21 protein-coding genes are annotated in these 18,758 nt (G+C 53.1%); 13 read left to right on the top strand and 8 right to left on the bottom strand.

Annotated elements, in window-relative coordinates:
* The first annotated feature begins 108 nt into the window (after nucleotides 1–108).
* The 3 genes from L6H70_RS23855 (at nucleotide 109) to L6H70_RS23845 (ending at nucleotide 2,898) form a co-directional block, all read left to right on the top strand.
* A complete protein-coding gene (locus tag L6H70_RS23855) occupies nucleotides 109–1,524 on the top strand; it encodes a hypothetical protein (RefSeq protein ID WP_236336667.1) in 1,416 nt (471 codons plus the stop codon).
* A 92-nt stretch (nucleotides 1,525–1,616) separates the two neighbouring features.
* Nucleotides 1,617–1,898 (top strand): hypothetical protein, encoded by a 282-nt coding sequence (locus tag L6H70_RS23850; RefSeq protein WP_236336666.1) that lies wholly within the window; start codon nucleotides 1,617–1,619, stop codon nucleotides 1,896–1,898.
* A gap of 157 nt (nucleotides 1,899–2,055) precedes the next feature.
* Nucleotides 2,056–2,898, top strand: coding sequence for an EcsC family protein (locus L6H70_RS23845; RefSeq protein ID WP_236336665.1), 843 nt, complete (start codon nucleotides 2,056–2,058; stop codon nucleotides 2,896–2,898).
* Between the two features lie 27 nt (nucleotides 2,899–2,925).
* Here L6H70_RS23845 and L6H70_RS23840 read toward each other — a convergent pair whose 3' ends face one another.
* Together L6H70_RS23840 and L6H70_RS23835 are read right to left on the bottom strand one after the other, a co-directional pair.
* Nucleotides 2,926–3,237, bottom strand: a complete 312-nt coding sequence (locus L6H70_RS23840; protein WP_236336664.1) for a putative quinol monooxygenase — start codon at nucleotides 3,235–3,237, stop codon at nucleotides 2,926–2,928.
* A gap of 109 nt (nucleotides 3,238–3,346) precedes the next feature.
* On the bottom strand, nucleotides 3,347–4,699 hold the full coding sequence (locus tag L6H70_RS23835; RefSeq protein ID WP_236336663.1) for a GH1 family beta-glucosidase: 1,353 nt from the start codon (nucleotides 4,697–4,699) through the stop codon (nucleotides 3,347–3,349).
* A 270-nt stretch (nucleotides 4,700–4,969) separates the two neighbouring features.
* Between L6H70_RS23835 and L6H70_RS23830 the strand changes: the two genes are divergently transcribed.
* The 4 genes from L6H70_RS23830 to L6H70_RS23815 all read left to right on the top strand — a co-directional run bounded on the left by L6H70_RS23830 (nucleotide 4,970) and on the right by L6H70_RS23815 (nucleotide 8,392).
* On the top strand, nucleotides 4,970–5,530 hold the full coding sequence (locus L6H70_RS23830) for a TetR/AcrR family transcriptional regulator (protein ID WP_236336662.1): 561 nt from the start codon (nucleotides 4,970–4,972) through the stop codon (nucleotides 5,528–5,530).
* Nucleotides 5,531–5,804: 274 nt separating this feature from the next.
* On the top strand, nucleotides 5,805–6,161 hold the full coding sequence (locus L6H70_RS23825; protein ID WP_236336661.1) for a nucleotide excision repair endonuclease: 357 nt from the start codon (nucleotides 5,805–5,807) through the stop codon (nucleotides 6,159–6,161).
* Nucleotides 6,162–6,386: 225 nt separating this feature from the next.
* Nucleotides 6,387–7,109, top strand: coding sequence for a hypothetical protein (locus L6H70_RS23820; protein WP_236336660.1), 723 nt, complete (start codon nucleotides 6,387–6,389; stop codon nucleotides 7,107–7,109).
* Nucleotides 7,110–7,114: 5 nt separating this feature from the next.
* Nucleotides 7,115–8,392 (top strand): polysaccharide deacetylase family protein, encoded by a 1,278-nt coding sequence (locus L6H70_RS23815; RefSeq protein WP_236336659.1) that lies wholly within the window; start codon nucleotides 7,115–7,117, stop codon nucleotides 8,390–8,392.
* An 82-nt stretch (nucleotides 8,393–8,474) separates the two neighbouring features.
* Here L6H70_RS23815 and L6H70_RS23810 read toward each other — a convergent pair whose 3' ends face one another.
* Nucleotides 8,475–9,029 carry an NAD(P)H-dependent oxidoreductase gene (locus tag L6H70_RS23810; protein WP_236336658.1) on the bottom strand — a complete coding sequence of 185 codons (555 nt, stop codon included), beginning with the start codon at nucleotides 9,027–9,029 and terminating at the stop codon, nucleotides 8,475–8,477.
* 175 nt (nucleotides 9,030–9,204) lie between these two features.
* Between L6H70_RS23810 and L6H70_RS23805 the strand changes: the two genes are divergently transcribed.
* The 3 genes from L6H70_RS23805 (at nucleotide 9,205) to L6H70_RS23795 (ending at nucleotide 11,382) form a co-directional block, all read left to right on the top strand.
* Nucleotides 9,205–9,810 carry a TetR/AcrR family transcriptional regulator gene (locus L6H70_RS23805; protein ID WP_236336657.1) on the top strand — a complete coding sequence of 202 codons (606 nt, stop codon included), beginning with the start codon at nucleotides 9,205–9,207 and terminating at the stop codon, nucleotides 9,808–9,810.
* A gap of 111 nt (nucleotides 9,811–9,921) precedes the next feature.
* On the top strand, nucleotides 9,922–11,004 hold the full coding sequence (rlmN, locus tag L6H70_RS23800) for a dual-specificity RNA methyltransferase RlmN (RefSeq protein WP_236336656.1): 1,083 nt from the start codon (nucleotides 9,922–9,924) through the stop codon (nucleotides 11,002–11,004).
* Nucleotides 11,005–11,094: 90 nt separating this feature from the next.
* Nucleotides 11,095–11,382 (top strand): DUF6509 family protein, encoded by a 288-nt coding sequence (locus tag L6H70_RS23795; RefSeq protein ID WP_236336655.1) that lies wholly within the window; start codon nucleotides 11,095–11,097, stop codon nucleotides 11,380–11,382.
* 60 nt (nucleotides 11,383–11,442) lie between these two features.
* On the opposite strand, the gene L6H70_RS23790 is transcribed toward L6H70_RS23795, so the two are convergent.
* From L6H70_RS23790 to L6H70_RS23780, 3 genes are all read right to left on the bottom strand, one after another.
* The gene (locus L6H70_RS23790; RefSeq protein ID WP_236336653.1) at nucleotides 11,443–12,192 is read right to left on the bottom strand and encodes an esterase family protein; all 750 of its coding nucleotides are present in this window, start codon (nucleotides 12,190–12,192) and stop codon (nucleotides 11,443–11,445) included.
* Between the two features lie 13 nt (nucleotides 12,193–12,205).
* Complete coding sequence (locus L6H70_RS23785; protein WP_236336652.1) at nucleotides 12,206–13,294, bottom strand: ATP-grasp domain-containing protein; 1,089 nt, start codon at nucleotides 13,292–13,294, stop codon at nucleotides 12,206–12,208.
* Nucleotides 13,295–13,484: 190 nt separating this feature from the next.
* Complete coding sequence (locus L6H70_RS23780) at nucleotides 13,485–13,925, bottom strand: MarR family winged helix-turn-helix transcriptional regulator (RefSeq protein ID WP_236336650.1); 441 nt, start codon at nucleotides 13,923–13,925, stop codon at nucleotides 13,485–13,487.
* A gap of 174 nt (nucleotides 13,926–14,099) precedes the next feature.
* Here L6H70_RS23780 and L6H70_RS23775 point away from each other — a divergent pair, with 174 nt between their 5' ends.
* Together L6H70_RS23775 and greA are read left to right on the top strand one after the other, a co-directional pair.
* Nucleotides 14,100–15,590 (top strand): MDR family MFS transporter, encoded by a 1,491-nt coding sequence (locus L6H70_RS23775; RefSeq protein ID WP_236336648.1) that lies wholly within the window; start codon nucleotides 14,100–14,102, stop codon nucleotides 15,588–15,590.
* A gap of 102 nt (nucleotides 15,591–15,692) precedes the next feature.
* Entirely contained in the window at nucleotides 15,693–16,172 is a 480-nt protein-coding gene (gene greA, locus L6H70_RS23770) for a transcription elongation factor GreA (protein WP_206102467.1), read from the top strand.
* Between the two features lie 63 nt (nucleotides 16,173–16,235).
* On the opposite strand, the gene L6H70_RS23765 is transcribed toward greA, so the two are convergent.
* Both L6H70_RS23765 and L6H70_RS23760 read right to left on the bottom strand, forming a co-directional pair.
* Nucleotides 16,236–16,955: an SDR family oxidoreductase gene (locus L6H70_RS23765; RefSeq protein WP_236336646.1), complete on the bottom strand. Its 720-nt coding sequence runs from the start codon at nucleotides 16,953–16,955 to the stop codon at nucleotides 16,236–16,238.
* A 194-nt stretch (nucleotides 16,956–17,149) separates the two neighbouring features.
* Nucleotides 17,150–17,488, bottom strand: a complete 339-nt coding sequence (locus L6H70_RS23760; RefSeq protein WP_236336847.1) for a winged helix-turn-helix transcriptional regulator — start codon at nucleotides 17,486–17,488, stop codon at nucleotides 17,150–17,152.
* Between the two features lie 178 nt (nucleotides 17,489–17,666).
* On the opposite strand from L6H70_RS23760, the gene L6H70_RS23755 reads away from it, so the two are divergent.
* Nucleotides 17,667–18,596 (top strand): AEC family transporter, encoded by a 930-nt coding sequence (locus L6H70_RS23755; protein WP_236336644.1) that lies wholly within the window; start codon nucleotides 17,667–17,669, stop codon nucleotides 18,594–18,596.
* Nucleotides 18,597–18,758: the final 162 nt, after the last annotated feature.

Below are 18,758 nucleotides of genomic sequence, written 5' to 3'. Positions count from 1 at the left end.
AGGCTGACGGATACTGTCATTTCCCGCCGGACACCGTGAACAAACGCCTAACCCGATGCATAGCATATAGCACCATCTTGCTATAAAGGAAAGGAGGCGCTATCTATAATGGACATCCATTTAGGTGCGATCCACTATGTATATCTGGTGTTTATTGTGTTCATCCTGGCGCTGCTGATCCGGCGGCGTGACACGACCATGATCTGTGTGGCCGGGATCTTCGCCCTGGGGCTGCTGGCTACAGAAACGCTTAGCGGTTCGGTGTCGGGGATCTTCAACTCTTTTGTCTACGCGACCAAAGAGCTGCTGGGCACGATTATGATTATCTCCATCATTGTGGCGATGAGCCGGATTCTGATCATCACAGGCATCAATGAGGCGATGGTCGCTCCGCTTACCCGCTTCCTGCGTACACCGGCGATGGCCTACTGGGGCATCGGGCTGATTATGATGGTGACCTCGCTCTTCTTCTGGCCTTCGCCTGCAGTTGCGCTGGTTGGTGCAGTGCTGCTGCCGGTGGCGCTGCGGGTCGGCCTGCCCGCACTTGGCGCGGCGATGGCAATGAACCTGTTCGGCCACGGCATCGCATTATCCGGTGATTATATTATCCAGGGAGCTCCGAAGCTGACAGCGGATGCTGCCGGACTTCCGGTATCCAGTGTGATGGAGGCGAGCATTCCGCTGGTTATTGTTATGGGCCTGGTGACAACGGTCTCCGCCTTCTGGATGATGCGCAGGGATCAGAAGAACGGGACCTGGAGAGACGGACTCGTGTCTCTTAAAGGCGGAGCAGGCCCGCTTACAGCAGCTGAGGCGGAGGATACAGCCCCGGTGTTCATGAGCGCGAATCTTAGAAAAGGGCTGGCGATCGCCATCCCGCTGCTATTCCTGCTGGATCTGGCGGGGATGTTCGCCCTTAACCTGCAGGGTGGAGATGCGACAGCCCTTGTAGGTGGGACAGCGGTATTCATTCTAATTGTCATTACACTGCTTGCACACAGGAATCAAGGCCTGGAGAAAGTTACTTCCTACCTGATCGAAGGGTTTGTGTTCGGCTTCAAGGTGTTCGGTCCGGTGATTCCGATTGCCGCCTTCTTTTATCTCGGCGATTCCGCCTTTACCGAACTGTTCGGCAGCACGCTGCCGGCCGGTTCCCACGGCATCGTGAACGACCTGGGTGTCGCCCTGGCGGACCATGTGCCGCTTAACGGCGCGGTCGGAGCCGTAACGCTGACGGTGATCGGGGCGATCACCGGTCTCGACGGCTCCGGCTTCTCGGGCATCTCGCTGGCCGGCTCGATTGCCCAGATGTTTGCGGCGGCGATTCACTCCGGCGCCGCAACGCTGACTGCCCTTGGCCAGGTGACCGCCATCTGGGTTGGCGGCGGCACACTGATTCCGTGGGCACTCATTCCGGCTGCCGCCATTTGCGGCGTCAGCCCGTTCGAACTGGCCCGGCGCAATCTGAAGCCGGTCCTTATGGGCCTCGCTGCGATGACAGTGGTCGCCATGTTCCTGGTATAGAATTCTCTTGCCGGAGCTGCGGTGCATAAGAAATGCTCTCCCTATCCATGCTAATGGGGAACGAAAGCGTGAGAAGGGGGAGTGTTCTTAGTATGAAACATTATGAATCCAGTCTGCGCACGAATAGTACAGTGGATCAGGCGCAGGACTCGGTAACGAAGCTGCATAATGCTGTATCCCAGGCGCTGAGCCATCCGAACGAGCAGACCCTAACCCAGGCAGAGAATAGTCTGGAGCATGCCGAGGAAGCTGTACGGCATGCCCCGGAGGGCTCGGTCGGCAGACACGGTGTGGAGCTGACCGAGGAACGGCTGGCTGACGAAAAAGAAAGATTGGCCGGCCTGCAAGAGCAAGCATACCGATTCGAAGAATAGGCAAGTCATAGGCAGCAGGGTCTCGGCGTTTCCGGCAATGGCCGGGAATGCCTTTTTTCTGTGGTTCCTTTGGTTAATTCCTGAGCTAAACGCGGACTACCGCATTCAAAACGCCCGTTTCGGGTTATAGAAGTAAGAGGTATGAGGAGGCGATTATATGCTGGAACCCGCGGAACCATTCGCACATCTGGAAACACGGGAGGAGCTGCAGGCTGCGCTTGCCGGAATTGCCAGGTGGGAAAAGGAACAGAATAAGCTGATGATCTGGGACCGGATCACCCGGCTGCCGTTCAAACTGCTCGACATGGTCACCCCGAAGGTGATTCACGAGAAGGTGGGCAAGCTGCTGGACGAGCTGGGCAGCTATATTCAGAACGGGGGCAACTATCTGGTGGCCGGCCGCAAGGTGGGACTGCTGATGGAAGCTGCAAGCAAGGCTGCGGGAGCCCCGGAGAAAGGTCCGTTCCCGCTGGCCGTTATGGATGCCGCTGCACAGAGGCTTAGTCAGAGCAGCCGCAATGTTGCAACAGCGCAGGGAGCGACTACAGGCTTCGGCGGTGTATTCACGCTGGCTGCCGATATTCCTGCTGTTCTGGGCCTGTCGCTGAAGGTCATTCAGGAGATCGGGTTATGCTACGGCTATAATCCTACAGAGAAAGCTGAGCGGATCTTTACAGTGAAGGTGATGCAGTTTGCTTCTTCCGACATTGTGGGTAAGCGGACGATTCTCCGGGAGCTGAATTTGCAGGCCGGAGGCGATGGAGATATTACAGCCGGTGCAAACGCCGCCGTCTCCTCCATCCAGGGCTGGCGCGAGGTCATCACCGTCTACCGCGACAACTGGGGCTGGAAGAAGCTGCTGCAGACCGTTCCGGTGGCCGGGATGTTTTTCGGCGCTTTTATCAACCGCAAGGCGCTGGAGGATGTGGCGGAAGCGGCACAGATGCTCTACCGCAAACGGAGAATTATGGCCCGGCTGGCCGAATTAGACAGCGAATAGCCAGGCCAGCCAGGGTTATACCCGGCTTCAGCTGAATAACAGCCCTTTGCCGCCTACCGGCTTGATCTTCGTAGACTCGACACCGGCAATCAGCGGCATGGCACGCCGGATCGCAGCTTGGGTGTCTTCAAGGGTCAGTGAGGCTGCATGGTCCTCCGGGCTGCTCCACACCTCTGTTACCCAGAGGATATCGGGCTCAGTATCGGAGATATTGATAATGTACAGCTCACATTCGTCTACAGCCTCGGCAGCAGCTGCACTTTCCAGCAGAATGGCCGCCAGGGCATCGCGCTGGCCCGGTTTGGCAGTGAATTTAGCATACATTCCGAATTTGCTCATGGTTCACGCTCCTAAGTGTATATCAGGATAATAAAGGCGGATTCCAGGCATGCTATCCAAGATCGAGGGATGCCGCGGAACCCGCCTTTTTTAAAACTATATATGCGCCTTATCTGCTCTCGATTTCCAGCCAGTTTTTGCGGATCAGCTTCTGGTACCAGTAATAGCTTTCCTTTGGCGTCCGTTTTTGGGTGCGGAAATCGACATGCACCAGCCCGAAGCGGCAGGAGTAGCCGAAGGCCCATTCGAAATTGTCCATCAGCGACCAGGTCAGATACCCTTTAACGTTGACCCCGGAATCGATGGCCCGGCCCAGCTCAGTAATATGGCTCTGCAAAAAGCGGATTCTCCGCTCATCCGGCACCCGTCCGTCAATAACCTCGTCATTGTAGCAGGCGCCATTTTCGGTAATATAGATCGGCAGCGGACCGCACAGCTCTTTTAACCAGTTCAAGGTCAAATACAGCCCTTCCGGGAAAATAAACCAGCCCTTGTCGGATTTGTCGTAGCCGATGTCCACATGCTCGAGGTCCAGATAGTTATTCCCCGCTTTGTACCGCACGATGTTTCCGCCGTAGAAATTAAGGCCCAGGAAATCAAGCTTCTGCGAAATCAGCTCCATGTCCCCTGCTTCAATCACCGGTTCAGCACCTTTGGTTTTGAACCATTCCGCCATGGCTTCGGGATATTTGCCGGTAAAGACCGGCGTTACAAACCAGGTATAGATGGAAAAAGCACGGTAGGCCGCATCCACATCTTCCTGCTTCTGCGAGAACGGCTCGTACCAGTAAATGTCCGGCGCATAGCCGATGACTCCTGCGGTTCCGAGTTTGCGGAACTTGTGTACTGTAGCCCCGTGCGCTACCAGGACATTGTGAGCAACCTGGATGGCCGACTGCCAGCTCTGGATGCCCGGCGCATGTCTGCCCAGCAGATGGCCGTTAATGGCGATGCACCAAGGCTCGTTGAACGTAATCCAGTGCTTAATCAGGCCGTCAAATTCCCGGAACATGGTTTCGGCAAACTGGACAAAAGCATCGATGGTTTTCCGGTTCTCCCAGCCGCCCTGCTCCTGCAGCGCCTGAGGCAGCTCCCAGTGATAGAGCGTGCAGAAGGGCTCAATGCCGCTATCGAGCAGCGCTGTGACGAGTTTTTTGTAATATGCTATCCCTTTTGGATTCACTTCACCGCTACCGGTTGGATAAATGCGCGGCCAGGAGACGGAGAAGCGGTAGGCTTTGACACCCAGCTCCTTCATCAGCCGGATATCCTCCTCATAGCGCTCATAGCTGTCGCAGGCCACACTGGCATCATCGCCGTTATAAATACGGCCTGGAATGGCGGCGAGCTCGTCCCATATGCTTGGCCCGCGGCCATCCTTGTCCAGGGAACCTTCAATCTGATAAGCAGAGGTGGAGACGCCCCAGACAAAATCTTCAGGAAACTGAATAATCGTACTCACTGCAAATTCCTCCTATACTGGACTTCTGATCCGGTCTCTTCCCTATTTTAACAGGAAGACCTCAGGTTTCTATATTCAACAGCTGCTCCGTCTTTTCCTTGATCGCGGCTGCATTTGTAGTGAATAAAAGATAAGTCCGGGTGCCGCCCCGCCCGATTCTTGCGGAATCCTAAATTGAGGGTTGATTATTGAAATGGCACGGGGTATACTTCAATCAAGAAAGTGATTGATCAATAACCAACCAAATGAACAGGAACAGGAGGCAGAGACATGACAAGCGGACAGTCAGGCACGACCCGGCTCAAGACGGCAGAAGCAACCAGCGTGAACCGGCGGGAGCAGATTTTAGAGGCGGCGGTTGTAGTTTTTGCGGAACATGGCTATTTCCGGGCGACGACGGCGCAGGTGGCGGAGAAGGTTGGTATATCCCAGCCTTATATCTTCAAGCTGTTCAAGAACAAGGAGGAGCTGTTTGTGGCGGCGCTGGATCGGGCTTTTGAACGGATTATCCGCAGCTTTCAGAGTGTTACGGCTCCGGCCGGGGAACTTCTTAATGAAACCATCCGTGTGTATGAACAGCTGATGGAAACACATCCGAGCGAGATTGTGCTGCAGGTGCAGGCCTTCGGTATCCGCGATGAGGCGATCCGCCAGGCGGTGCAGAAAGGTATGCAGGAGGTAACCTCACTGGTCGAAGGGAAGTTTATAGCAGCGGGAATAGCGAATCCCGAAGTGGAAGTAAGCACCTTTATGGCCAACGGCATGCTCTGCAATATCGCGATGGTGCTGGAAATGCCTTCGCTTAAGCCGAAGCATCTGAAGCTGGAGTAGCAAAGTCCGGCGCAGCGGGGAGCAAGCAAGGCCAGCGGCACCGAAGGAGCCGCTTGTCCTAAGCGGGGATAAATATAAGCAGCTCGCTGGCAGGATTCCGGCCACACCGTTTGAGCAGGGCATCCGGGATACCGTCCGCTCGATTATGGAGCGGCAGGCGAAATCTTTGTGAACCGGGGACTAAAAACAACCTTTCCGGCGGAAGATAGAAATAGTCAGGCCCTTTGATCTGTGATACTATTTATTTCTATATATAAGAGGGAAGTGAGCACGAATGATCAGCATTACAATTCCTGCACCGGATGTAACCATATTCAAACAGGAGAACCCTGAACTAAGCCATATTTACGGGTTTACGGACTTTCACCTGATCACACGGGAAGCTGGCGGCATCTTCATGTTCTACAATGATCAGGATGAGCTGCTGTTTGTGGGCAAAGCCAGAAAGCTTAGACCCCGGATCAAAAAGCATTTTGAAGACACTGTATCGGTAATGAAGGGGCACCGCGATGAGGTCACCAAGATTGAAGTCTGCATCGTCGAAGATCCGGTAGACCGGGAGATTTATGAAACGTACATCGTGAACAAGCTCAAGGCGAAATACAATGTAGATAAAGTACTGTATAAATAAGCTGTCGATGCATAAGCGTAGTCCTTTGGGGCTGCGCTTTTTGCTGTGTTTGTGTTCATAAGTCGTTCCAAAGACTTGGGTAATCCTTCCTTCATAGATAAACTGGGCCTTAGGATATATTTAACAAAGTTAGACATTAAGGCTCACTTATACACCGGGCAAATCATCTATAATAATCTCGTATATGCTCGACATTTTTTGACATTATAATGAGGTGATTTATAGATGGCTGCTCCTTTTTTCAAGAAAAGAGATGCGGTGGATAAAACGCTGAGGCCGGGCATGGTTCCAAAGATGCAAGTAGAGGAAGCCCCTCCGGAAGTCCTGGACAGCTATGAGAAGAGTGAGAGTCCGGCCGGCCTGATCTCTACAGGCAAAGCGCAGCTGGACAAGAAATCGCTCGATCTGATCTTTGCCGTGGAGCAGATGATCCAGGCCAGAGCACATACCGAGACCAATAATCATGAGCTGCAGGACCGGCTGACCCATTCCAGCGGACATGTGGAGCGGCTGAATAAGGATCTGAAGAACCTGAATAAGGTGATTGAAGACCGGGAAAAGAACATTATGGAGCTTGAGCAGAAGCTGGTGGAGAGGAATCTGAAGGTCGACCAGGTGCTTGAGGACTACCGCGAGCTGCATGCGTCCTTGTCAGGCGAAATGGATGAACTGAAGAGCACGATTGATCTGGAGCAGCAAAAGTACGCCAATCTGGTGCAGAAGCATAACGAGGCCCATGCGGAAAAGCTGAAAAAGATGAACGAGCTGGAAGAAAAGATCGGAAGGCTGGAAACGGAAAACAGCCATTTAAGACAGAAGTACGAAACGGTCCGGCAGGAGAAAGCCTACCTCTCCAGCATGATCAGCGATTTCACCAACCGGATGACGGTTCCTTTTGGCGGCAACATGCCTGCTGCAGAGCGCAATGAAGGAAACGGGGATACCTAGAGCCTATGCCGGTTCATGACATAAGCGCCACTCTGATGGTTGAGCTGCTATCGCTTGAGCACAGTGCGGATGGCTGTCAGATGGAGGTAGGTCTAACCCGCGGCGGCGGATCACATAAGAGACAAATAATAAGCATCGATGAATATACATACCTGCAACTCCTTGCATTAGGCCCATTTGAAGGGCAAAGAGTAAGGCTGTCCCTCTACACGAAGTGGGACCCGTTTCGCGGAACCCAATTTAGCAGCCTGGTCAAAATGAACAGGACATTCAGCGAAACGCTGTATTTTGCCTGTTCGGATAGCTATAAATCGCTGCTGTCCCTGCTTAAGCAGCCAGAAGAAACGCCTTCCGCTGAACCCGCTCCGCAAGTGGCTGAAGTGACTGTTCCGGCAGCATCTCCACGGCAGAAGCGCGAACGGACCGCGCTGTGGAGCCGGCCTATCCTCCTGCGGGGCCTCGTATTCAGCCTTCTGCTTGCGGTGTTCCTGCTGCGCATGGATGGCGAGGTGGAGCTGTTTACGAACAGCGCGGAAGCGAAGCAGGATGCCTCCCTGGAAGCGGCCGGATCAGAAGTAGAGGAAATAGTGCCAGCCGCTTATATCCCGGATGTCCGGCTGGCTGCTCTCCAGAGCGGACAAACGGAGGCAGCCCCGGTACCTGTGGCAGTCCCTGAACAGCCGGAGCTGTCCTATGAGGCGATTGAGCTTACCGGAGACAGCTATGAATATAGTCTGCCGGAAGGCTATGTTGCTTTATCCTTCGATGACGGCCCGTCGCGCTACACTGAACAGCTCGTGGATATTCTAGTGAAGGAAGGCGTAGCAGCGAATTTTCTGTTCATTGGCCAGAATGTCAGCCGTTACCCGGGGGCGGTCCGTTATGCGGATCTGCATGGGATGCCGGTCGGCAACCATTCCTGGGACCACAGCGATCTGACGGCAAACAGTGCAGAGGAGAACCGGGATAATCTGGCCCGGGCGAACCAGTCACTGGAGCAGCTGATTACCGGTCCGGTCACGATCTTCCGTCCTCCTTATGGAGCGGTGAATCAGCAGCTGGCGGAAGAGGCCGGGAGACAGCATCTGAAGGTGCTTCTCTGGAACCGTGATCCGGAGGACTGGAAGGCGGACAGCCCGGAAAAGATCGTGGACTATTTCCATGACACCGATCCTTCCGGCGGCATTTATCTGCTGCATGAGAAGAGCATTACGGTTCAAGTGCTTCCCGAAATTATTGCTTACCTAAAGGGAAAAGGGCTGAAATTCGCTATTTTCAAATAAGATCAGCAGGAAGAGCGTACTCTTGGCCGGGGTGCGCTTTTTGTGTGTAGAAATGGCGTTGCAGCACCGCCTGTCAGCAGAATTAACGGATCATTGCGGCGGGTGCGGCGCTCCGGACATAAGTGATATAACCGTCCGCATACTGCTCTAGCTGATCATCGGTCACTTCACGAATGCCACTGACGATATAAGGCGGGAGGTAGGCCATACCGAGTCGGTTGGCAGTCTGCTGGAAGGGTCGCAGAAGCTCGCTATAGGAGAAGTTGTGCACGCCTCCGGCCTGGTACATATAATCCGGACTTCCCGAGGAGACAGCCAGCATCAGCTCTTTGCCGTGCAGCTTATCGCCCCCGGTGCCGTGGGCCCAGCCGCGCTGGAATGTCTCATCCATCCAGGCCTTGAGCAGCGGTGGAGAGCTGTACCAGAAGAGCGGGAACTGCAGCACGACCCGCTGGTGCTCCAGCAGAAGCTGCTGCTCGCGCAATATATCAATCTTCCCTTCCGGATAGACCTCATATAGCTTGTGTACCGTAATGTTCTCCTGATGCTCAAGGGCGGCCGCCAGACGTTTGTTGATCCGGGAGGCTTCAAGCTCCGGATGGGCTACAATGACCAATATTGCGTTTTGTTCTTGCATGGGGAATCTCCTCCTGTGAACTGCGGCTGCAGGCCGCGGTTGTATTGTACAGTAAAGTCTTTTATAATAAAAAAGAATATCGGACAATTTGTCCGTTTGACAAAAATAATATAACGGACAAATTGTCCGAATGTCAAATAGAACTTTATTCAGGCTGTAATGGAGGGAGATTCCCATGAAAACAGAGACAACGCCGGCTGCTGCCAAGCTTCCGCGGGAAGAGGTAACCAGGCAGCGGATTCTGGCCGCGGCCAAAGAGCTTTTTACCCGGCATGGGGTGGAGAATGTCAATATTCATCAGATCGTTAAGCACGCCGGAGTCGGCCAGGCCAGTGTATACCGCCGTTATTCGGAGAAGGGGGACATCTGCCTCGATATTATCCGGGAGGAATGCGTGCCGCTTTTCTCGGAGGTGCAGGCATATTTGGAGCAGGCATCGGCAGCGGATATTTCTCCGCTTGAACAATTTTATGGCGTCATCCTCAAATATGTCGATTATCTGGCGCAGAAATCATCCTGGCTCTGTGCGGTCAGCCGGGCTTCCTCGGGTTATCGTCCGCTGCAGTCCCCTCTCTATCAGTCCATGCGGAGCGCATGCAGAGGCCTGCTGGAGCAAGCGCTGGAGCAGGGGGAGGTCGTGAATGTGGACACGGCCTTTACGGTGGAAACGCTGCTGGCGACGGTGAACAATATTGATTTTCATACGCTGGATCACGGATTTTCACTGGAACAGATCCATGCAGGACTGCGGCGGCTGTATGTGGACGGTTTGCGGGCCTGAAATTGTCATATACCGGGGCCGCAGGCGGTAATTCCCCTTGTTTTAATAAAATAAATTTGAGAGAATGAGTATTATAGACCGAACTTTAATGTTTTGAAAAGAGGATAAATAATGAATAAACAATCCATTTATGGATTAACCCTGGAGCAACTGGCGTCATGGCTGCTGGAGCACGGGCATAAAAAGTCACGCGCCTCACAAGTATGGGAGTTTCTGTATCGCAAGCGGGTCAACGGCTTTGAAGAGATGTCGGAGATGAATCAGGACTGCGTCCGGCTGCTGTCGGAGCATTTTGTGTTTCATACCATGGAAGAGCATGTGAAGCAGGAATCGGCCGACGGCACGATCAAGTTCCTGTTCCGCTTGAATGACGGCAACCTGATAGAAACCGTACTGATGCGCCAGAAGTATGGCCTGTCCGTCTGCGTGACCACTCAGGTTGGCTGTAATATCGGATGCAGCTTTTGTGCCAGCGGGCTTTTGGCTAAGAGCCGTGACCTGTCGAGCGGAGAAATTGTGGAGCAGATTATGAAGGTCCAGCAGCATCTGGATCAGGCCGGGCTTGGACAACGGGTCAGCCATGTCGTGGTAATGGGCATCGGCGAGCCGTTCGATAATTTTACGCACTTGCTGAACTTCCTGACCACAATTAAGGATCATAAAGGACTGGCGATTGCCGGCAAAGGCATCACCGTCTCCACGAGCGGTCTGGCCGACAAAATCAGAGAATTCGCCGATGCCAATATGCAGGTGAATCTGGCGATTTCCTTACATGCGCCGAATAATGAGCTGCGGACCCGGATCATGAAGATCAACCGCGCGATTCCTATAGAGAAGTTAATGCCGGCTATTGATTACTATCTGGAGAAGACGAACCGGCGGATTACGCTGGAGTATATTCTGTTGAAGGATATCAATGACCGCCAGGAGCATGCCCTGGAGCTGGCCGAACTGATCGGCAGCCGCCGGCAGCTTGTGAATGTGAACCTGATTCCGTACAACCCGGTGGATGAGCACAGCCAATACCAGCGGACGGAGCGGGAGACAGTGCGGGCCTTTTTTGACACTTTGAAGAAGCAGGGCGTCAGCGTCAGCACCCGGCTGGAGCATGGCACAGACATCGACGCCGCCTGCGGCCAGCTGCGCAGCAAGCAGATCAGGAAGACCAAAGCGGATACAGCGGTGGTCGGGTAAGCTGAAGCTGCTCTGCCCGGGCATCATTGCCCGTTCCTGATTTTGTGATACAATAGCCTCAGCAGAGATTCAGGAAAAGAGGAATGCGCAGTGCTGACATTTACGAGTTACACCGTTGAGAATATTAAAGACCCTTTTGGTATTCTGAGCGGCAAGCGATATGAGTTCGTCGTCAATCTGGATGTGCCGGAAGAGGACGAGTTATACGAAGAGAACGGCGTATCTGCCCGGGCAGTGATCAAAGTCGAAGAGGGAGACGTTAAGGTAGTCTCCTGCGATCTGCTGGAAACGACCACCGGCAAGCTGCTGGAGTTCGATCTGGAAGAGGACGAGGAAGCTGAGCTGGCTCAGTTCTGCAAAGAGCATCTGCCGGAATAACAGAACACAAGAAAGCCCCGGGCATCTAGCCCGGGGCTTTTTGGCTGCGATAAGCGAAGATCAGAGACAACTGCTGACATAATAATGAATCTGCTTGTTCCACCAGGGCCAGTCGTGGTTCACATCATGGCCCCAATAGTCAATCCGTGCAGGAATGCCCTTGCGCTGCAGCAGGTCCTGGAGCAGACGCGTCTCATGAAGCATCTCGTCTTCATAGGCTCCTTGTCCGACACAGAGGATGATATTGCTGCTGCGGTATTGACCGAGATAATGCTCATCATTCAGGCCGGGCAGGTAGTGGAGCGGAGAATTGAAGTAGACGTTCTCGCTCATATAGTCGCCGAAGAAATAATAGGTGGAATAGACGCCGCTCAGGGCAATTAAGGTATCGAAAAAGTGCGGATAACGGAAAAAGAAGCTGGCGCTGTAGTACGCGCCCATGGAGCAGCCGGAAATGAGGATTTTCTGGTCGTCCCCGCCATTGTTCCATTTGCTCTCGCCCAGAATGCCTGGAATCAGCTCCTGCGTAATATACTTATCGTACTGCTCATGCCGGATGGCCTTGTCCTCATGGTTCCAGTGGGAGGAGAAAAAGGTCTCCTCATCAATGCTGTCACAGGCCCAGATCTGCAGCTTACCGGCTTCGATAAATTCGGAGAGCGTTTCGATCATCCCGGAATCCTCGTACTGATAGAATCTTCCGAGCGAGGTAGGGAAGACAAGCATCGGTTTGCCGGCGTGGCCGTATACTTTATACTCCATGTCCCTCTGCAGGTGACGGCTGTATTCCTTGCGGTAGCTTGTCTTCATCCATTAACACATCCTATCCCTCTTCTTGTTGTATATACCTTACGATCTCCCTGACATCCTCTAAGGATGGAGAACGGAACTGATAGGCGCTGTTGCCCATCGCTCTGCTGAATACCTCTTCGATCTCGGCGTAATTCACAATCTTATCGCCGTAGGTACGGTAAATGTCTTCATGGCTGTGCGTGTAATGCTTGTGCCGCTTGCGGCTGGCATAGCCGGTATAATATTTGCCTTCATACGGGCCGCCGACTTCATCCTTTGCGATCATACCCGCCCATTCCTTATACACATCGATATCGTATGAGAAGTTAATGGCATCGGTCATCCACGCACCGGGCGGACGCATATTCACCTCAAGTGCGATGATCCGGCCGTCTTTATTCGACTTGAACAGCTCAATATGGAAGAAGCGCTCCCGGATGTCAAAAGCCTTCAGGATACTCCGTCCGGCCTCCTCGACCTCAGGACTGATCTCCTTCAGACAGAAATAGTAGAGATGGTTATCGGTGTTGACGACCTCCATCACGCTGTTCTCGAACAGATGGCTGACGGCGAACCGCACTTCCCCGTGGATATCCACCAGCCCGTCATAGGTGAGGATTACCCCGTCAATGAATTCCTCGATAATAAAGGAAACACCCTCCGGCTTCGTATCAAAAAAGTGCTGCAGCTCATCCTCATTGCTGATTTTGTAAGTATTGCTGGCTCCGGAACCGAGGTCCGGCTTCACCACCAGCGGGAATCCGGCACTGCGAATGAATTCATCTACACTGTCGCGGGTAGTTCCGGTCGAAAACTGGACGGTGCTTACCCCGCTTTTGCGGAAAAACTCTTTCATCTTGGACTTCTGCTTCAGGTTAGCGACGAAATCGTTCTTCGTGCCGTAAATGTTGAAGTCGGTCCGGATATTCGCGTCCTGCTCCAGCCAGTATTCGTTCAGCGACTCGAAGCGGTCGATTTTGCCGTATTTATGTGTGAAATAGCCGACGGCCCGCAGAATCTCCTCATAATTCTCCAGATCTGACACCTTGTAATATTCCGTAAGCGCGAGCTGCAGCTTGTCCTCTAAATGGGCGTATTCGGCGTCACCAATCCCGAGCACGATGACCCCCTGGCGCTGCAGCTGGGTACAGAAGTCGGCACTGTTCTTAGGGAAATGAGGGGAAAAGAAAACAAAGTTAATAGGGATCAGCCCCTTTGGCTAAAATGTAATTCCGAGTCGAATCGTATGATTAATTTAATCTAATCTACCAGCTGGATCTGCTTTCGTCAATCCTTTTAAGGGAGAGGAACTATTCCGTCAGCTTACGGTTAAGTTTGGCCAGCAACATGCGGAATGTTTGGCATTCCTCAGGTGACCAATCTTCGAAAATCTCCTCATACCGCTGCAGGCGGAGCCGCCGGGCATTGGCTAGGGTCTGCGTCCCAAACTCTGTAATCTGAAAATAGCTTGATCTTCCGTCCTGCGGATCAGGAATGCGTACGACATAGTCCTTGCTCTCCAGCACAGCGGTCTGTCTGCTGATGGTTGAGGTGTCCAGTCCAAGCTCTTCGGCCAGCGCCTTAACGCCGGCCTTATCGTGCCTGGAGAGATAATGGAGCAGGGTATAGGACGAGCGGTCCAGCCCGCCATGCTTCTTGTCCAGCGTGGAACGGCGTATCAGGGTCATCATTTCATTGTTAAGGGCATCAAGATTTTTTTCATCCATTGGATTATTCAGTCCTTTGTTCAATACTCTTCTCCATAGTATAAGTGAAAATACAGGTGCACGGTTAAAAATGGCCGGCTGTTTTGAAAGTGCCATGAAACAAGTCACATTGACTTTCAAATCAATAGTTGTATAATACACATATATTATTAATTGTATTATACACCTATTTTATTATAGAAAGCTGAAGTGAACCCATTGAATCAGCAAAAGGCAAATGCTTCATCGTTCTGGCTTATTATACTGGCGATATTTTTCGGCAATTTCATGGCGATCCTGAGCACTACGACCATTAATGTAGCTTTTCCGGTATTCCTGAAGGATTTTCATGCGGAAATCAGCACCGTCCAGTGGATGATTACCGGTTACCTGCTGGCCACCGGAGTGGTTGCTCCGGTTGTCGGCTATTTTGGCGACAAGTGGAGCTACAAATATTTGTACGTATTTGCGTTGTCGGGCTTTACCCTGTTCTCCGGACTGTGTACCGTATCCTGGAGCATTCATTCACTCATTACCTTCCGGATTCTCCAGGGGGTTTTCGGGGGGCTGATTATTCCTACGACCATGACGATGATCTATCAGTTCATCGCCAAGGAGAAGCAGGCCTTCGCCATGAGCCTGTGGAGTCTTTCCTCCATGCTGGCCCCGGCATTCGGACCCACGCTGGGCGGCTGGCTGACCGGCTATTTCGGCTGGGAGTCCCTGTTCCTCATTAACCTGCCTATAGGGATTATAGCCATTGTAGTAGCCCTTAAATGCCTGCCTTTCCAGCGGAGCGCCGGAGTTTCCAGAAGCTTCGATCTGCCGGGCTTTGTAACAGTTATTCTCAGCAGTGCCTTCATTATTCTGGCCTTTAATAAAGGCAATGCCTGGGGCTGGACCTCCTGGAAGACGCTCTCGCTGCTGGTTACCGGGTGCATCACCCTGGCTTATTTCATCCGCAGAGAGCTGTCCCTGAAGGAGCCGCTGCTGAACCTGACCGTCTTCCGGCAGAACCGCTTCACGTACAGCCTGATCATTAACTGCATCATCACCGTCGCCCTCTATTCGGGGACGTTCCTGATTCCGGTATTCCTGCAGGATATCCAGCAGTCTACTCCGCTGAAGACCGCACTGGTACTGCTGCCCGGTTCCATCGTCATGGCGGTATTGTCGCCCGTGGTCGGCAAGCTGTATTCCAAAGTCGGCCCGTTCTGGCTGATTCTCAGCGGTATTCTGCTGCTTAGCATTTCGACCTGGGAGCTCAGCCACATTACACTGGCTGCTACCCATACGTATATTGCCCTGCTGATGACACTGCGCAATATAGGGATTGCCCTGGCTTTTATGCCGGTGACTAACGCCGGGATGTCTGCCGTGCCGAAACAGATCACCGGCCATGCCTCTTCCGTTACGAACTGGGTCCGCCAGGCGACGGGGGCACTATCCATAGCCGTGTTCAGCTCACTGCTGTCTTCGCGGTCCCTTGTGCATCTGAAGGAGCTGACGGGTGGATCGGCTTCTGCTGCCGGCTCCTTGCTGAAAGCACAAGGAATGACAATGAGCGTGCAGGACATCTTCCTCATTGCCACCGTAGTCGGCCTGCTCGCCATTCCGCTGACCTTCCTGCTCAGAACTGGCGGAGGGCAGGGCGGAGCCTCCGCAGCCGCAGTGAAATCTGCATCCGCCAACCAGGAAGTGAATGTGTAAGGATTGGACGCCTCTGTAGTGTGTTCTCCACTTATTATTTCGCATGTTTAGGAAATATGGGGTAGAATACAATAAAGCAGGCAAAAATAGGAGTTGTGAGACATGTCCAATGAAGAAGTATTCTTGACCAAAGAAGGTTTGGCCAAGCTCGAGGAAGAGCTTAGGGAACTCAAGGAAGTAGGGCGCAAAGAGCTTGCGGCCCGGCTTAAGCTGGCGATCAGCTATGGGGACCTGAAGGAGAACAGTGAATATCACTCGGCCAAGGAAGATCAGTCATTCATGGAGACCCGCATCATGATTCTGGAGAAAATGCTGACCAAAGCCCAGATCGTCGATGCCAGCAGCATGGATCTGAGTGCAGTAAGCGTAGGTTCCATCGTGATTCTGAATGATGTGGAATACTCGGAAAGAATCGAATATAGAGTGGTCGGACCGGCTGAGGCTGATGTGCTGGACAATAAGATTTCGTACGAAAGCCCGCTGGGCAAAGAGCTTATCGGTAAAAAAGTAGGCGACATTATCAGCGTGAATGCTCCAATGGGCGTCATTAAATATGAGCTGCTGGAGATCAAAGCCCTGTAATGAAAAATCCCTGTTCCCTGACTACATGCCGGGGGACAGGGATTTTTGTCTAAATATATGGTCTTAAATCAGGCGGTGCCCGCCATCTGCATGGAGTACCGTGCCTGTTACAAAGCCGTTATGAATCAGATAAAGAACCGCTTCCGCCACATCCTCTGCTGTACCAATGCGCTGCACCGGCAGCTTGGCAGCCGTACTGCTGTAGAACGCGCTGCGGGCTGCTTCCGCCATTCCTGCGCGGGAAGGGGTATCGATAATTCCCGGGGAGACCACATTCACCCGCAGCGGAGCCAGCTCCAGAGCCAAAGTCTGTCCCAGATTGGCAACCGCGGCGTTCACCGCACCAAGCACTGATGAGCCGGACATGGACTTGAAGGCCACAATACCTGAGAACAGGGTAATGGACCCCTGCGGGTTCAGCTTCGGCGCTCCATACTTGGCCGCATAATACTGGCCCCAGAATTTATTCTCGAACAGCCCGCGCGCAGCACTCGTAGGCGTAGTCAGAAAAGCCCCGCCGCCCGTTTCCGCTGCGCTGACAACCAGATGATCGAAGACTCCAGTTTCCGCAAAAAAAGACTGCACCTGCTCCTCATCCGTCACATCCAGCGTATAGGTGCTGACTTTCGCGTTATCACCGATTACCGCCTTGGCCTGCTCCAGCTTCTGCCGGGAGCGGCTGGCGATAATAAGCTCCGCGCCTTGGGATGCCGCGCGTTTTGCCGTCTCCAGTCCAATCCCCGAACTCCCGCCGATAATAACTATCTTTTGTCCTGCTAACATAATGATTCCTCCTCTAAAGATAAGTTTGTGCTGCTCTTTGAGGAGAGTATATTCCCATAACTTCCTTTAGGGAAGTAGTTACCTTTTCGACATACAGTTTCCGAAAGGTTAGTTTTGTGCTGCCGCTGCGCTGCGGACTAAAACTTTTTTTAGGGAATTTTAAATGTCTGAGCGGAAGGCGAAGCTGTTTCTTCTTAGAGCGCCAGGCCGTATCTTTTGAGCTCGATAAAAATCCCTTCCAGCTGTATGCCTTTAGGGGTCAACGTATATTCCACGCGCGGCGGAACCTCGGGATACACCGTCCGTTCAACGATGCCGTGGTTCTCCAGCTCGCGGAGCCGCAGCGACAGTGTCTTCGGGCTGATCCCCTCCAGCGATTTCAGCAGATCACTGAACCGCAGGGTGCCTTCGATCAGCAGGTCACGGATTATCAGAAAGGTCCACTTAGTGCCGATGACATCAAGTGTCTTGGCAATGGGGCAGGGCTCGCCCGGTACGCCTTTGGTCAGAATGACAGGCTCTGGTCCGTTCATATTCATTCAGTCTCCTCCTGGAAACGATGTTTTTGTCTATCATAGCACAATACTATCTTATGGGAAGTAATGTGCGGCCATAGGCAGTGTCTATTAAGCATATTGTTTCCATATCTTAGACGGCTCCTGTTCACGGAGGTATAGTAAGGATTAACTATAGAACAGAGGAGTCCTGGCCGTGATTCAGACTGTGTTGTCAACTTTAGTAGAGGTCATTGTGCCGCTGTCCATTCCCGTCACTGCCGGTGCGCTGCTGGGCCGTTACAAGAATTTAGACACTAAGCCGTTGCTGACGCTTTATCTGTATTTTTTGAGCCCCGCGATCATTCTGGATACGCTGGCTAAGGCTGAGATTTCCCTTGATGATGTGTATAAAACGCTTGCCTTTGCGCTGCTGAACCTGCTGTTCTTATGGATCGTGGCGGTACTGCTCGGCCGGATCCTGAGACTGGCCCCGCCGGAAGCAGCCGGACTGACCCTGATCTCCACCTTTACCAACAGCGTGAATTACGGGCTGCCGCTCGTACTGCTGGCCTTCGGCCAGCTGGGTCTCGACAAGGCATCCGTCTATGTCATCGCCCAGATGGTCATCGTCAATACGATCGGCGTGTATTTCGCGGCTAGGTCGCAGTTTAACGTCCGCAGCGCCGTGAAATCGGTGTTCGCCCTGCCGGCCATCTACGCGGCGATTCTGGCTTTTCTGCTGCGGGCGCTCGGCCTGCAGCTGCCGCATGAGCTGGCCACAGGGGTGTCCATGGTGGCCGGGGCGTATTCGCCGGTGGTCCTGGCAATCCTCGGTGCCCAGATGGTCAAGGTCAAGGCTGCCCACACGGAGCGCAATGTGCAGCTCGCCTTCTGGACGGGCTTGACCGTCCGGCTACTGCTGGCTCCGCTAATCGCCTTGCTCGTTCTGCTCCTGCTGAATATCACCGGCACACTGTTCTCGGTGCTGCTCATCCTGGCTTCCATGCCGGTCGCTGTCAATTCCGTCGTGCTGGCTGAACGCTTCGGCAGCTCGCCTTCGCTGGTCTCGCGCTGTATAGTCTGGACCACGCTGGCTTCCTTCCTTGTACTCCCGGTGCTGATTGCCGCGGTAGGCAGCGTCTGACCGGCTTACAGGCAGGACGACAAACAAAGCCCCTCCTTCTCTGTGAAGTGCACCCCTTAGAATAGACATTGGAATAAACCCCTGGTTTATCCGATGAAATCTAAGGGGTGCATTTTTTATGGTGAAAAAAGGACAAAAGTTCACAACGTATTCATATGAGAT

It is taken from the genome of Paenibacillus auburnensis (assembly GCF_927798115.1).
Taxonomy (GTDB): Bacteria; Bacillota; Bacilli; order Paenibacillales; family Paenibacillaceae; genus Paenibacillus_AQ; species Paenibacillus_AQ auburnensis.
Note: the sequence above shows the minus strand (reverse complement) of the source record. Positions and strands in the feature narration are given on the sequence as shown.

Coding starts and splice junctions, on each gene's coding strand:
- L6H70_RS23855 (WP_236336667.1), top strand. CDS start 109: ATGGACATCCATTTAGGTGCGATCCACTATGTATATCTGGTGTTTATT.
- greA (WP_206102467.1), top strand. CDS start 15,693: ATGTCCAATGAAGAAGTATTCTTGACCAAAGAAGGTTTGGCCAAGCTC.
- L6H70_RS23850 (WP_236336666.1), top strand. CDS start 1,617: ATGAAACATTATGAATCCAGTCTGCGCACGAATAGTACAGTGGATCAG.
- rlmN (WP_236336656.1), top strand. CDS start 9,922: ATGAATAAACAATCCATTTATGGATTAACCCTGGAGCAACTGGCGTCA.
- L6H70_RS23825 (WP_236336661.1), top strand. CDS start 5,805: ATGATCAGCATTACAATTCCTGCACCGGATGTAACCATATTCAAACAG.
- L6H70_RS23830 (WP_236336662.1), top strand. CDS start 4,970: ATGACAAGCGGACAGTCAGGCACGACCCGGCTCAAGACGGCAGAAGCA.
- L6H70_RS23815 (WP_236336659.1), top strand. CDS start 7,115: ATGCCGGTTCATGACATAAGCGCCACTCTGATGGTTGAGCTGCTATCG.
- L6H70_RS23820 (WP_236336660.1), top strand. CDS start 6,387: ATGGCTGCTCCTTTTTTCAAGAAAAGAGATGCGGTGGATAAAACGCTG.
- L6H70_RS23845 (WP_236336665.1), top strand. CDS start 2,056: ATGCTGGAACCCGCGGAACCATTCGCACATCTGGAAACACGGGAGGAG.
- L6H70_RS23810 (WP_236336658.1), bottom strand. CDS start 9,029: ATGCAAGAACAAAACGCAATATTGGTCATTGTAGCCCATCCGGAGCTT.
- L6H70_RS23790 (WP_236336653.1), bottom strand. CDS start 12,192: ATGAAGACAAGCTACCGCAAGGAATACAGCCGTCACCTGCAGAGGGAC.
- L6H70_RS23805 (WP_236336657.1), top strand. CDS start 9,205: ATGAAAACAGAGACAACGCCGGCTGCTGCCAAGCTTCCGCGGGAAGAG.
- L6H70_RS23760 (WP_236336847.1), bottom strand. CDS start 17,488: ATGAACGGACCAGAGCCTGTCATTCTGACCAAAGGCGTACCGGGCGAG.
- L6H70_RS23840 (WP_236336664.1), bottom strand. CDS start 3,237: ATGAGCAAATTCGGAATGTATGCTAAATTCACTGCCAAACCGGGCCAG.
- L6H70_RS23765 (WP_236336646.1), bottom strand. CDS start 16,955: ATGTTAGCAGGACAAAAGATAGTTATTATCGGCGGGAGTTCGGGGATT.